Origin of the sequence: Komagataeibacter europaeus LMG 18890, assembly GCF_000285295.1 — a bacterium.
Lineage (GTDB): Bacteria > Pseudomonadota > Alphaproteobacteria > Acetobacterales > Acetobacteraceae > Komagataeibacter > Komagataeibacter europaeus.
Window position 1 is genome coordinate 1 of record NZ_CADP01000013.1, and the last position, 14,156, is coordinate 14,156.

Annotated in this window: 12 protein-coding genes; 8 read left to right on the forward strand and 4 right to left on the reverse strand. The window is 60.7% G+C overall.

Annotated features, from left to right (window positions below; translation table 11 throughout):
• The coding region (locus GEU01_RS06550) for a transposase (RefSeq protein ID WP_019085432.1) at nt 1-378 on the forward strand (378 nt) is incomplete at its 5' end.
• A gap of 299 nt (nt 379-677) precedes the next feature.
• Here the strand turns inward: GEU01_RS06550 and GEU01_RS06555 are convergent.
• On the reverse strand, nt 678-1,547 hold the full coding sequence (locus tag GEU01_RS06555) for a DoxX family protein (protein WP_232272430.1): 870 nt from the start codon (nt 1,545-1,547) through the stop codon (nt 678-680).
• A 166-nt stretch (nt 1,548-1,713) separates the two neighbouring features.
• Nucleotides 1,714-3,477 (reverse strand): L-arabinonate dehydratase, encoded by a 1,764-nt coding sequence (gene araD / locus GEU01_RS06560; protein WP_026018551.1) that lies wholly within the window; start codon nt 3,475-3,477, stop codon nt 1,714-1,716.
• A gap of 150 nt (nt 3,478-3,627) precedes the next feature.
• Between araD and GEU01_RS06565 the strand changes: the two genes are divergently transcribed.
• The 6 genes from GEU01_RS06565 to GEU01_RS06590 all read left to right on the forward strand — a co-directional run bounded on the left by GEU01_RS06565 (nt 3,628) and on the right by GEU01_RS06590 (nt 11,397).
• Nucleotides 3,628-4,536: a LysR family transcriptional regulator gene (locus GEU01_RS06565; RefSeq protein ID WP_019085435.1), complete on the forward strand. Its 909-nt coding sequence runs from the start codon at nt 3,628-3,630 to the stop codon at nt 4,534-4,536.
• 165 nt (nt 4,537-4,701) lie between these two features.
• A complete protein-coding gene (locus tag GEU01_RS06570; RefSeq protein WP_019085436.1) occupies nt 4,702-6,072 on the forward strand; it encodes an MFS transporter in 1,371 nt (456 codons plus the stop codon).
• A gap of 96 nt (nt 6,073-6,168) precedes the next feature.
• A complete protein-coding gene (locus GEU01_RS06575; protein WP_232272431.1) occupies nt 6,169-7,356 on the forward strand; it encodes an SMP-30/gluconolactonase/LRE family protein in 1,188 nt (395 codons plus the stop codon).
• A 206-nt stretch (nt 7,357-7,562) separates the two neighbouring features.
• Entirely contained in the window at nt 7,563-8,288 is a 726-nt protein-coding gene (locus GEU01_RS06580) for a gluconate 2-dehydrogenase subunit 3 family protein (RefSeq protein WP_019085438.1), read from the forward strand.
• Nucleotides 8,289-8,350: 62 nt separating this feature from the next.
• Nucleotides 8,351-10,126, forward strand: coding sequence for a GMC family oxidoreductase (locus GEU01_RS06585; RefSeq protein ID WP_019085439.1), 1,776 nt, complete (start codon nt 8,351-8,353; stop codon nt 10,124-10,126).
• 2 nt (nt 10,127-10,128) lie between these two features.
• A complete protein-coding gene (locus GEU01_RS06590; RefSeq protein WP_232272432.1) occupies nt 10,129-11,397 on the forward strand; it encodes a c-type cytochrome in 1,269 nt (422 codons plus the stop codon).
• Nucleotides 11,398-11,519: 122 nt separating this feature from the next.
• Here the strand turns inward: GEU01_RS06590 and GEU01_RS27270 are convergent, their stop codons facing one another.
• Entirely contained in the window at nt 11,520-11,648 is a 129-nt protein-coding gene (locus GEU01_RS27270) for a hypothetical protein (protein ID WP_265000688.1), read from the reverse strand.
• Nucleotides 11,649-11,805: 157 nt separating this feature from the next.
• Nucleotides 11,806-12,621 (reverse strand): HpcH/HpaI aldolase family protein, encoded by an 816-nt coding sequence (locus GEU01_RS06600; protein WP_019085442.1) that lies wholly within the window; start codon nt 12,619-12,621, stop codon nt 11,806-11,808.
• A gap of 875 nt (nt 12,622-13,496) precedes the next feature.
• Here GEU01_RS06600 and GEU01_RS06615 point away from each other — a divergent pair.
• Entirely contained in the window at nt 13,497-14,150 is a 654-nt protein-coding gene (locus tag GEU01_RS06615; RefSeq protein WP_220464760.1) for a TetR/AcrR family transcriptional regulator, read from the forward strand.
• The last annotated feature ends 6 nt before the right edge of the window (nt 14,151-14,156 follow it).

The following is a 14,156-nucleotide window of genomic DNA, read 5'->3' on the forward strand; positions in this document are numbered from 1 at the left end:
CCTGAAAAGGGAGCGGCCGCAGGCCTCGTGCTCCCTGTCTGCAACCTGCACGGCATGCAGCTCCATCTCGCGGAGATTTCACGCACGGCCGCGCAGGGCGCTCACGCCGTCCTCATTGTGGATCAGGCGGCATGGCATACCAGTCAGAAGCTGGATGTTCCCTACAATATCACCATTCTCCCGCTGCCTCCCCGGGCTCCTGAACTGAACCCGGTGGAAAATCTCTGGCAGTTCCTGCGCAATACATGGCTCTCAAACAGGATCTTCAGAACCTATGACGATATCGTTGATATCGCCTGCCATGCCTGGAACCAACTCGTCGATCAACCATGGCGCATCATGTCAATCGGACTGCGCAATTGGGCTCATAGGTTATAGCAATCAACGGTTGGTATTACCTTATTCTCAATGTTATTATTGAACCCCTGACGACGCTTCATGTTCGGCCAGACCGATCCATATCGGGGAAATAAAGACGTCGTTCAGTTCAGATTATACGATAGAAGCCATGTCATATCGCATGGAACACTCTATTGCAGTTTTTTGCGCGCAGACAAATAACAATTAATAACTCGCGCGCATGTGATAGAGCACGCCACCTGTTCCAATAAAAACACGCCGACCGGACACAGAAAAAAAGTGGACAGGACAAGTATTGAAAGACGTCCCCACCCGAATCAGATATCCCGGCGCACATGATCGGGGCTGGCGGATACACATAACGGCAGCAGGAACCCTGGTATCAGGCCACGGGCGACCAGCCAGCCGTCAATCGAGAACTTCCCTGCCCCCGCAACCGAAAAACTGGCAAAGGCCACGATCATCAGCATCGGATATTCCCAGCCGCCCACGGGGGGATTGTTCCACGTGAACCCGTCGCCGAAATGCCGGCCGTAATGGTTGGCGATCAGGTAATAAAGCGCCCCGCCCATCCCGGCCAGACGGGTCATGAAACCCATCCCCACGCCAATCGCGACCGACAGTTCGCACAATCCACCAATAATGACCGCCTGCCCGTCGGGCGGGAACCCGAATCCGACAAAGACCTGTTCCATGTGATGGAATGAACTGATTCCGGCAAAAAGTTTTTCGGCAAAATGCCCGACCATGTCGAATCCGAAATATATACGCAGTATTGCCGTCTGCCATTGCAGGTGTTCATTCCACCCGCCAGTGCCGTATGCCTTCCAGTCATGGACCATGCAGTCCGCATACAGTAAAAGATAGATGATGAAGGTGGCGGTGGCGCACGCCATGCCCGGCACCGACCCATGAATGGCCGCCACCCGCCAGCTGATCACGAACGGCAGGAGCGATGCCAGGAAACCGACGACAAAATTCCGCGGCATCACCACAACCGTGACAACCAGCGCAAGACCGTCAAGCCCGATGGTGGACAGGCAGGCCAGGTCCGGTATGACCGGCACGATAAAGGACGAATAAACCATGGCCGCGGTCGTGCCGGCCAGCGCCAGCCACAGCAGCCAGTAGGGCACAAGGCGCGGACGCATTGCCGCGAAGGATGGAGGGAGCGTATTCGACTTCATGTACATCTTGTTTTTCTTCTTTGACGAGTGTCGAACCGTGCTTGAGTTCTTTTCGGGCCATGGGCGGGGTCATGTACCCGCCCGGCCTGTCATGTGTATTGATGTCTCCGTTACTGCGTCATGCATGCTGAACGATCGAAACGGCGGACCGGGTTCGCAAGGACGGTCAATAAATGACCGGCTCGGGCACGGGGGGGCCGAAATCGGTCTGTAGGAAATCGAAATCACATCCTTCATTCGCCTGCCGCATGTGGTGCGCGGCCATCCAGCCATATCCACGTCCGTAACGCGGCGCGGGCGGCTTCCACGCCGCGCAGCGGCGGGCCAGTTCCGCGTCGGATACCTCCATGTTGACTGAACGCGCCGCCACGTCCACCGCGATGATATCCCCCGTCTCCAGCAGCGCCAGCGGGCCACCGACATAGCTTTCGGGCGCGACATGCAGGATGCATGCACCATAGCTGGTGCCACTCATCCGGGCGTCGGACAGACGCAGCATGTCGCGGTAGCCTTCCTTGACCAGGCGCTTGGGCATGGGCAGCATTCCCCATTCCGGCATGCCCGGGCCACCCAGCGGGCCTGCATTGCGCAGCACAAGGACATGATCGGGGGTTACGTCCAGCGTTTCGTCATCCAGCGCTTTCTTCATGGTGGGATAATCGTCAAACACCAGCGCCGGTCCCCGGTGCTTATGGAATTTCGGATCACAGCAGGCCGGTTTCATTACGCAGCCATCGGGGGCAAGATTGCCACGCAGGACCGTCAGCGCGCCGCCCGCCTCCCCCGTGAACATCGGCCTGTCCAGCGGCCTTATGACATCATCATTCCAGACCCTTGCATCGCGGATGTTCTCGCCTACGCTGCGGCCGGTCACCGTCAGGCAGTCCAGGTCAAGGAAGCTGGAAATCCGGTTCATCAGCGCGGCGATGCCACCGGCATAGTAGAAATCCTCCATAAGGTAGGTCGTGCCCGTTGGCCGCACATTGGCGATCACCGGGACCTCGCGGCTGGCGCGATCGAAATCGTCCAGCCCGATGTCAACGCCCGCGCGCCGCGCCATGGCGATCACGTGTATGATGGCGTTGGTCGAACACCCCATGGCCATGGCCACCGCAATGGCGTTGCGAAAGGCGGCGCGGGTCTGGATTTTCGACGGCTTCAGGTCTTCCCACACCATATCGACAATGCGCCGGCCCGAACTCTTGGCCATGCGGATATGGTTGGAATCGACTGCCGGGATGGAACTTGCCCCGGGCAGGGACAGGCCGATCGCCTCGGCAATGGCGGTCATGGTGCTGGCCGTGCCCATGGTCATGCAGGTGCCAGCACTGCGGGCAATACCGGCCTCGACCCCCTGCCAGTCCGCGGGCGTAATCTTGCCCGCGCGCAGTTCATCCCAGTATTTCCATGAATCCGAACCCGAGCCCAGCGTCCTGCCCTGCCAGTTACCGCGCAGCATGGGGCCTGCGGGCACATAGATCGCGGGAATGTCCATGCTGGTCGCCCCAAGCAGCAGGCCGGGCGTGGTCTTGTCGCACCCGCCCATCAGCACCGCGCCATCAGCGGGGTAGGCGCGCAGCAGTTCTTCCGCCTCCATCGCCAGCATGTTGCGGTACAGCATGGTGGTGGGCTTCATGAAATTCTCGGACAGCGAGATTGCGGGAAGCTCCATGGGAAATCCGCCCGCTTCCAGCACGCCCCGCTTCACATCCTCCACGCGCTGGCGGAAATGCATGTGGCATGGATTGATGTCGGACCAGGTGTTCAGGATGGCGATGACGGGCTTTCCCTCCCAGTCCTGCGGGTCATAGCCCATCTGCATCGCACGGGAACGATGGCCGAAGCTGCGCAGGTCGGCCGGGCCAAACCACCGCTCGCTGCGCAGCCTGCGCCTGCCCTGTCCCGCCGCGTTCCCGCCGTCTGGCTGCATCCCGGCGTCTTCCGTCATGCTTTTGTTCTCCCTGCGCCCCGTTCGGTCACAATGGCCTGATAACAAGGGTGTTTGCTGCTGCAGTTAGGGCAAGACAGGCCAGGCGTGTCCAGATTAGATACGGCATGGATTGAGACAGGATTGATATCAATGCTTCAGCTCACGCAGGTCCGGTGTTTTGTCACGGTGGCGGAGGAACTGCATTTCGGGCGTGCGGCCGTGCGGCTGAACATGACCCAGCCACCGCTGAGCCGACAGGTCCAGTTGCTGGAACACGCACTTGGCGTTGAATTGCTGGAACGCAACAGCCGCAGCGTCCGGCTGACGCCTGCGGGCGCGATCTTCCTGCCCGAAGCGCGCCGCCTGCTGCGCAGTGCGCAGGATGCGGTCCTGCTGGCCCGCCGTGCCCGGCGCGGCGCGCTGGGACAGGTTGCGATCGGGTTCACGCCCTCCAGCAGCTATGACTTCCTGCCCCGGCTGATCCACGGATTGCGGGCGACCTATCCCGATATCGAACTGACGCTGGAGGAAATGGTCACGCGCGACCAGATCGCGGCCCTTGCCTCCCACCGGATCGACCTTGCCTTCGTCCGCCCGCCATTCGAAGCAAAGGAAACCCGCGCCTGCAGGGTCCGGGCCGAACCCATGGTCGCCGCCCTGCCCCACGATCACCCGCTGGCCACGCGGGCCGCGCTGACACCGGCGGACATGGAGGGGCAGGACCTGATCATGTATTCGATCCTGGGCAGCGGTTATTTCCACGACCTGGTGCAGCGCCTGCTGGTCAGCGCGCATATCCGGCCCCGCCTGATCCATCACCTGACCCAGATCCATGCCCTGCTGTCCATGGTCAGGACCGGGGTGGGCATCGCCCTGATCCCGGAATCGGCGTCGCGGCTTGGTATCGACAATGTCATCTACCGCCCGCTGGGATTTGGCGAAAACATCAGCGCCGAACTGTTCATGGTCCACCGCGCGCAGGATGTCAGCCCGGTGCTGGGCAATGTCATGGATACCGTATCGCGGATCAGCGAAGCGCGGACGCCGCCCCTGCCCTGACGGGGTGATGCCGCCGGCGCATCAATCCATGCGCAGTTTGTTTTGGACTTCCCGCCTTCTTCACGCGTTCCCTTGCGCACTGGACCCGATGCGGTCGCAAGGCAGACGGGCACGCCCCCGGCCCACCGCACCGGTCCGCGTATCGAGGGAGAAAACAGGGTGACCATGACAAGAGGGCCAACCACAGGCCCCACCGCCACACATGCACCGATCGCCGCAGGCGCGTCCCGTGCAGCCCCACGCACCGCCATCCGTTACAGTGTCCTTGCGTTCCTGTTCATCATCACGGCAATCAACTATGGCGATCGCGCGACACTTGGCATCGCGGGGTCATCGATATCGCATGACCTCGGGCTGACGCCGGTGGCCATGGGCTACATATTTTCCGCCTTCGGCTGGGCCTATGTCATGAACCAGGTGCCCGGCGGGTGGCTGCTGGACCGCTTTGGTTCCATCCGCGTCTATGGTGCAAGCCTGCTGGCGTGGTCGGTGTGTACGCTACTGATTGCTGGCGTGGGCCATGTCCCGCACGCCATCGCGTTTCCCGTGCTGTTCGTGCTGTGGGCCGGGCTGGGGCTGGTGGAAGCACCGACTTTTCCCGCCAACAGCCGTATCGTGTCCAGCTGGTTCCCGACGGCGGAGCGTGGGCTTGCCACCTCCATTTTCAATTCGGCGCAGTATGTCGCCGTCGCGTTCTTTGCGCCGCTCATGGGGTGGATTACCCAGCAGTTCGGCTGGGAATACATCTTTGCCGTCATGGGGGTTGCGGGCGTGGTACTGGCCGCCGCATGGCTCATGCGCATGCGGCCGCCCGCCAGCCATCCCGGCGTCAATGCCGCTGAACTGGCATTCATCCGCGCCGGGGGCGCGCTGGTTGACATTGATGACCGCGCCATGCGGGTGCGCAGGCCGCTGACATGGCGGCAGGTGCGCTTCATGCTGACGGACCGGACGCTGGTGGGCGTGTACGGGGGGCAGTACTGCATTACCGCCATCCTGTATTTCTTCCTGACGTGGTTCCCGCTTTACCTGCATCAGTCACGCGGGCTGTCCATGACGCAGACCGGGCTGGCGGCCAGCGTGCCCGCGCTGTGCGGGCTGGCCGGCGCGATTTCGGGGGGCGCGCTGTCCGACATGCTGCTGCGCCGGGGACAATCGGAAAACGTCGCGCGCAAGACGCCCTATGTCGTGGGCATGGCGATCGCGTCCACCATCTGCCTGTGCAATTTTGTCCAGTCCGCGTGGGTGATTGTCCTCATCATGTCCTTTGCGTTCTTTGGCAAGGGGGTCGCCGCCATTGGCTGGGCGGTGATTTCCGACATAGCACCAAAGGAAACGCCGGGCCTCGCGGCGGGCATTTTCAACGGGATCGGCAATATCGCCGGTATCGTGACCCCCATCGTGATCGGTTATATCGTTGCAATAACAAAATCCTATAACGGTGCGCTGCTGTTTGTGGCAGGCCACTGCGTTGTGGCGATCCTGCTGTACCTGTTCGTGGTCGGGAAGATCAGGCGTCTTTCCCTGCCGGTGTGAACCGGTTGCATCGCATCCCTGCACTTTATTGTGTAGAGACAAATTATACAAATACAGACACAAGTAATAACAAACAATAAGCAAGAGAAAATCTTCATGACACACGTTACCGATGCCATGGGCCACGGCCTGTCCCGGCGTGCCGCCCTGTGTGGCCTGGCCGGTGGGCTGGCGCTGGCGGGATTTGAAGCCGCCCGCATGCCGCAGGCCGTGGCGGCGTCCATTCATGCGACCGTTATCGCCTCCTCCCCGCGCTATCTGTGCAATGCGGTGGCCGCGACACGTGACGGGACACTGTTCCTTGGCGCGCCACGGTGGGATCTCATGGCGGATACGCCCAGCGTGTTCCGCGTGGCGTCCGACGGCGCACTCCAGCCGTTTCCGGGTGGAAGCTGGAATACGTGGAAACCGGGCGCCGATGCAGCCAGTGCCTTCGTCATGGTCAACGGCCTGCATATCTTCAGCGACGACACGCTGTGGGTTGTCGATCAGGGCATCGACCCGACCAAGGGCGCATCCGTGCCGGGCGGACAGAAGCTGGTACAGCTTGATCCCCGTGACGGCAGGGTGCTGCAGGTCCTGCGCTGGGGTGACGACATCCTGCCGCCGGGTTCGGCCATGAATGACCTGCGCATTGCGGGCGACCTCATGTTCGTGACCGATTCAGGTCTGGGCGGCATCATCATTCATAACATGCGCAGCGGGGAAACCGTGCGCAGGCTGTCGGAATACAAGCTGCTGCGCGCAACGCCGGACAAGCCGCTGCGTGGACGCGACGGACATATCCTGCGCGACAGTACAGGCAAGCGCCCGCTGGTCCATTCGGACATGCTGGAAATCACGGCAGACCGGAAATGGTTCTATTTCTCCACCCCGTCCGGCCCGTTGCGCCGGATCCCGACCGATATCCTGCTTGATGCCAGCCTGACCGATGACCAGCGGGCGGGACGGATCGAGAAGGTCATCGACCTGCCGACGATCATGGGCACGGCAATCGACACGCTGGGCAACCTTTACTATGCCGATGCCGAACATGGACGGATTGTCGTCCTGACACCGGAAAAGAAACAGCTTACGTTATTTGAAGATCCACGCCTGGTTGACGGTGACGCCCTGTTCATCACGGCCGACCGGCACATGCTGGTGCCTGTTGCCCAGACGGAACGGCTGCCTTCAAACAATGCAGGCGTCAATGCCCTGAAACTGCCCTTCATCAGCCTTGGCTTCGCGCTGCCCGACACGCTGGACGGACACAGGCTGGGTGGCGTGGTGAGCAGTTTGTGATCTGGTTTCCATGTAATTACTACACACCCGATACGTTTATACAGGACAGCGCCACCGGGAAAAAGTAACGCCAGTGAACAGGTTCCGCACGGACGGGCTTTTTCTGGCATGCCTTAGCCTGCGCACCTGAAATACGGTGCGCGGAAAAATGGCCCGTTGCACGCGCGTCCCATGCCCATGGCGGCAATGCCTGTCAGGAGAAAACAATGAAGCGGCGTGACGTAATAAAGGGGGGGCTGGTACTGATGGCGACCTCCACGCTGGCCTCCATTTACAAACCGGCCTATTCCAAAACCTATGTTGGCGGCACGGGCGCCTGGCGGGCCACGCCGCCCCCGCCGCTGTCGGTGGTTGATGGCAGCCGGCTGGTGTACCTGACACCGGATGAGGCAAAACTGGTGGGCGCCATATTCGATGTCCTGATCCCCGCTGATGAACTGGGGATGGGTGCGACCGAAGCAGGCTGCGTGACCTTCCTTGACCATCAGCTGGCCGGTCCCTACGGCACGGCGGCGAAGGATTACAAACTTGGCCCCGTTGTCGAGGGACTGCCCCAGCAGGGACCGCAAGGCATCATGACGCCTGCGGAAATCTACCGTAAGGGACTGGTTGAATTTGAACATGCCGTGCATGCGAAATTCGACAAATCATTTACTGAACTATCCGAAGAACAGAAAATCACGTTTCTTTATGGTATCGAAAGTGGCGCGATCGCATTCGAGACCCTGAAATCAGACCAGTTCTTCGTGCTGCTATTGCAGAACGTGCGAGAAGGCTACCTGGCCGATCCCATGTACGGCGGCAACCGCGACATGGTGGGCTGGAAGCTGGTCGGGTTTCCCGGTGCGATTTATGACTACCGCGACTGGATCGTATCAAAACGGGGCAAAAAGATTGATGTCAACCCCGTAAGCCTGCTGGGTCGCGCCTGACCGCGCCCCGTCCGGCATGGCAATGCGCAGCACAATTATAATAAAAACCAAGGTACACCTGAATGAATTACAAAAGGCCAAAGGCCGATGTGGTCATTGTCGGGCTGGGTTGGTCCGGTTCCACAATGGCGGAAGAACTGACCCGCGCGGGGCTGAAGGTGGTCGCGATCGAACGCGGGGCATGGCGCGATACCTCAACCAGCTTTCCAACCACACGCGATCCCGATGAACTCAGCGGGTCCGTGCGCAAGGACATCCTGCAGGCCCCGGTAACCGAGACCTATACCGTGCGCAACAAGGTGGGCCAGACCGCGCTGCCCATGCGCAAATACCACAATCTGACGCTGGGCAACAACGTAGGGGGGGCTGGCACGCACTGGGCGGGCGCAAGCTGGCGGTGGCTGCCGTTTGATCACCAGCCCTACAGCCATGTCATGCAGCGCTATGGCGCGGGACAGCTGGTGGATGGCCTGATCCTGCAGGACTGGGGCGTGACCTATGACGACCTTGAACCCTTCTATGACCGGTTCGAGAAGATCGCGGGCACATCGGGGACCGCGGGCGTCATCAACGGGCAACGCCAGCCCGGCGGCAACCCGTTTGAGGGGTCGCGCACCAGCCCCTACCCCACCCCCGCGCTGGAACGTTCGCGCGCCAACGTCCTGTTTGCGGAAGCGGCAACGCGGCTGGGGTATCATCCCTTTCCCGTGCCGTCGGCCATGATTGGCGCACCCTACAAGAATGCGCTGGGCCTGAACCTGGCGCCATGCACCTATTGCGGGTACTGCCAGCTGTACGGATGCGGCAACTGGTCCAAGTCCAGCCCCAATATCTGCATCCTGCCGGTACTGATGCAGCGCCCGAACTTCACGGTTGTCACGGAATGTGAGGTCATACGCATCAACACCACGCCGGACAGGAAGATGGCGACGGGCGTGACATTTGTGGATTCCGACGGCAATACTGGCGAACAGCCCGCCGATATTGTCATCACCGCGACCTTTACGCTGGACAATACACGCCTGCTGCTGCTTTCAGGCATCAGCACGCCGTATGATGTCGCATCGGGACAGGGTGTTGTCGGGCGGGCATTTACGTTCCAGACCCTGTCCTGGGGCTTCATGTTCTTTGAAAACGAGTACCTCAACCCGTTCATGAACACCGGCGCCCTTGCGACCCAGATCGACGATTTCAACGGTGACAATTTCGACCATACGGGTCTGGGCTTTATCGGGGGGGCGGGTATCCAGTCGCTCAGCAACCAGGGGCTGCCGATCGGCATGGCGGGGCTGCTGCCGCAGGGCAGTCCGCAATGGGGCAAGGGCTGGAAACAGGCATTCCGGAAGGGTTACCAGAATTACGCGCAGATCCAGGGACAGGGCACGAGCTTCGCCCATCGCGAACAGTTCCTTGACCTTGACCCGACCTACAAGGACCGTTTTGGCCAGCCGCTGCTGCGCATTACGTTTGACTATAACGAGAATGACCGGCGTTCGGGCCGGTTCATCCGCGACAAATGCGTTGAAATCGCGCGTGAGATGGGGGCAACGCAGGTCGGTGGGGATTCCTTCGCCGACCGTCCCTATTCCGGTTATACGCCGTGGGATTCATCGCATGTGCAGGGCGGCGTCGTGATGGGCGAGGATCCGCGCACCAGTGTGCAGAACCGCTTCCAGCAGAACTGGGATATCCCCAACCTGTTCGTGATCGGTGCGTCCTCCTTCCCCAATAATGCCGGCTACAACCCGACCGTCGCCGTGGGGGCCACGACCCTGTGGACCGCGAAAGCGATCAGGGACCTGTACCTCAAGAACCCCGGCCCGCTGGTAAGGCTATGATCATGGCAAGAAACCTGCTTCGCACCGCACTGCGCACCTGCATGCGTGGTGGACTGCTCCTGTCTGCTGTCACCTTCCTGGCCCACGGCGCGCAGGCACAGGACGGGGGCACGGACGCACAGGTCGAACGCGGCCGCTATCTGGCGATCGCGGGCGACTGCCTGGCCTGCCACACCGCACCCGGCGGCAGGCCATTCGCGGGGGGGCTGGACCTGAAAACCCCCTTTGGCATCATTACCTCCAGCAACATTACATCGGACCGGGACACAGGGATCGGGTCATGGACGCAGCCACAGTTCGAGCGCGCGGTGCGGCATGGCAAAAGCCCGGACCGGTACCTCTATCCCGCCATGCCCTATACCGCATACGTCAAGATCACGGATACGGACATTTCGGATCTGTGGGCCTATATCCGCACGATCCCGGCGGTCAATAACCGGGTTGTTACGAACAAGCTGCCGTTTCCATACAATATCCGCACACTCATGATCGGGTGGAACATGCTGTTTTTCGACCGGTCCGCCTTTGCCCCCGATCCGTCCCGCAGCGCGCAGGTCAATCGTGGGGCCTATCTGGTCGAGGGGCTGGAGCATTGCGGCACCTGCCATACCACCAAGAACGCCTTTGGCGGCGATACACGGGCCACCTACCAGGGTACGTCGCTGCAGGGATGGTATGCCCCGGACCTGAGCAACAATACCCATACGGGGCTGGGGGGATGGAGTGCCGATGATATCGTGACCTACCTGCGCGCTGGTACCAACCGCCATACGGCGTCGTCCGGACCGATGACGGAAACGATCGAAAATTCCACCCAGCACCTGACGGAAGCGGACCTGCAGGCCATTGCCGCCTATTTCAAGTCCCTGCCGCAGCGCACGGTGACCGTGCCCGCCCCCCTGCCCGCCAGCAACCGGCAGATGATGGCGGGGGCACGGGAATTCACCGTGCAGTGCAGCGCCTGCCATGTCAGTACCGGCGCGGGCATTGCGAACATGATCCCCACGCTGCAGCACAATCCTGCAGTCAACGCGCCCAACCCGGACAGCCTGATCAACATCGTGCTGCGGGGTACCGATGGCCCTGTCACGACCGCGAACCCGACCGGGGCCGCCATGCCGTCCTTTGGCTGGAAACTGCATGATGACCAGATTGCCAACATCCTGACCTATATCCGCAACAGCATGGGCAACGCGGCGCCCGCGGTTCTGGCCAGCGATGTCGGACGGGCGCGCAAGGCCATCGATGCCCAGAAGGTAGTCTGGCATTGACCACCGTTTCCACCCTTTCAGTTACCTGAAAGGGTGGATTCATTTCATACCTGGAGGCTGTTTGAAAATAATGCGTTCATAAAAGTTCCGGACGCTGCATTTTTCAGGAAAAGCACGATTTTTCAAAGCTTTTTGAAAAAAGCTTCACCAAAAACTTCTTTATGATCCATGGATATTTCCTGACCTTTCAGGCGGGCTTTTATGAAGTGTTTTCCTGTTCCGTATTCACAATGCCGGAACAGGTTTTTCATTCGCCATGACCCGCCTTCCGGCAGCCTGAAATCACGGGACCGGAGGCATACGATCAATGCACAGATACCCGTTATCATCATGTAGTCAGTGCGGGGTGCGATCAGGTTGGCTCAGGCCCACCGGATATACGCACCCCGCGGCAGGGAATACGGGCGATCAGTACGCCCCGCCCTGCTGCGCCACCATCACGCTGTCACGACTGACCAGCCTGCGAAACTGCGCGACACTGGCCCCGGCGGCGGCGGCCAGCAGCCGGGAATCACCCGATACGGTGGTCATGTTGAACCCCCAGCCTATGGCGCGGGCGGCATATTCCGGCGTACCGCAATGCAGGGCGGCGCGAATGCCGCTGTCCTGGCAGGCGGTCAGGATTTTATGCAGGTTTTCGATCATTTCCGGCTCCTCGCGGTCAAATCCCGGGGGCAGGCGCCCGCCCGCCAGGCTGAGCGCAAGGTCCGCAGGACCGATATAAATGCCGTCAAGGCCCGGGGTCGCGGCAATTTCCGCAAGGTTGTCCAGTCCCTGTCGTGTCTCGATCATGGCGAAGGCCAGGATTTCGTCATTCGCCCCCCCGGCATAATTGCTGCCCGCAGCAAACGAAACCCGTGTGGGGCCAAAGCTGCGCTGCCCATGCGGGGGATAGCGCATGTAGCTTACGAATTCGGCCGCCTGTGCCGCCGTATTCACCATGGGGCAGATCACGCCATAGGCCCCGGCGTCGAGCATTTTCATGATGACGCCCGGTTCCATCCACGGCACGCGGACCATGGGCACGACGCCGGATGCACGCATGGCCTGCATCATGGGCAGCGCGCTGGAATAATCCAGCGCCCCATGCTGCGCATCGATGGTGACGGAATCATAGCCCTGTGCGGCCATGATTTCGGCCGTGAAGGGATTGCCGATGGAACACCAGCCATTGAGCGTGGGTTTCCCCTCGGCCCAGAGCTGCTTGAGTCGATTGGGGATCATGTCAGAACACCATCCGTGCCAGTTTTACATCCAGATAACCCGCGATGCCCCCGCTTCCCCCTTCCGGCCCGTGCCGGGAAAGCAGGCGTCGCCGACACGCGCGCCCACTGCCATGATACCATTCACCATCAATGGACAATCCGAAATTCGTGTACATATTCGGTCCCTGTTATTGTTTTTGACACGATGCATGGCGATTGACCTGATCGCCATTACAGTAAAGGCGGACAGGCGTTTCGCGTTCCCCATTACAGTAAAACCGTACGGTTTCCTGCCTGCCCTGCCCCGGACATGGATCCGTCCATTGCTACGACAGGCATATTTCCCTGAACCGGTCAGGATGGCCCTGTGCCGTCCTGTCGTTCTCCTGGCTGGAAAGATCATAACCCGGTGGCGCAGCGGACCGGGCATGCGTTGCGACGTTCGCGACCCGCGCGCCACCAGTTCATCCAGACCTGCGCCATGTCCATGTAAACACCAGTCCGGGCCACGAAATCCTTTTTATATCTGCAGGTAATGTTGCGCATTTATTATATTATCAACTTATGTTGCGTCTGGATGGAATTGCTGGTCCCGCCATTGTCCAGCCGGGGACGTCTTTCAGCGCTGACGCGGTCCTTTCGGTGGGACCGTGGGGGGAAAATGAATACATCGCGGCACGGCAGGCATTGTCATGGAAAATGCCCGTGGCGCGCGGGTGTCGGGCCAGGCTGGCCGCCTTTCCTTCCATCTGCCGGAGACCACCCATTCGCAATGACCGTTTGAACGAAAACGCCAGTTCTGGCATCCCGATGCGGATATGCTGTGCGCCGGCCTGTAAACGACGTAGGGCGCGGACATATCCTGACTGATCGACCGTAGTTGAGGACGGAAGCATGCCTGTACCACCAAGACCGCCCCATACAGGGGGACGCCCGACACCAGAAGGATCGGCGCAGCTTGACCGGCATGTGCTTGAAGTCGCAACCACGCTGTTTGTAAAACAGGGCTATGCCGCAACATCCCTTGAACAGATCGCCCGTGTGGCGGAATGCAGCAAGGCCAGCCTGTACCGGCGCTATTCCTCCAAGGCGGCCCTGTTCAAGGCGGTGGTGGCCGCACGTGGCCGGCATCTGCTGGAGGAAGCCCGCGCGGTCGAGGCTTCTTCAAGGAATCCGTTGCTGGCGACAAAGGAAATCGCCCAGTTCTTCCTGGACTTCATGCTTCGTCCCGAAACGGTGGAAGCCTACCGGATCGTCATTGCGGACGGGCACCGCATCCCTTCCGTGGTTGACGACATGATGGCGACAAGCGTGGAGCCCTTTGTCGCAACAATCGGCCGTCTGCTGAAGGCTGCCGCCGATGCAGGACACATTGAATCCACCGACCATGAAGAAACCACGCGCGTCCTGATGGGCCTTGTCCTTGGCTGGCCCTTGCAAAATACCCTGCTGGGCCAGAACAAGCTGCTTGACCCGCAGGCGCGCCACCGCTTTTTTGAACGGGCATGGCAGATCTTCCTATCAGGCATCAGGCGCGCCGCCCCCTGACGCCAC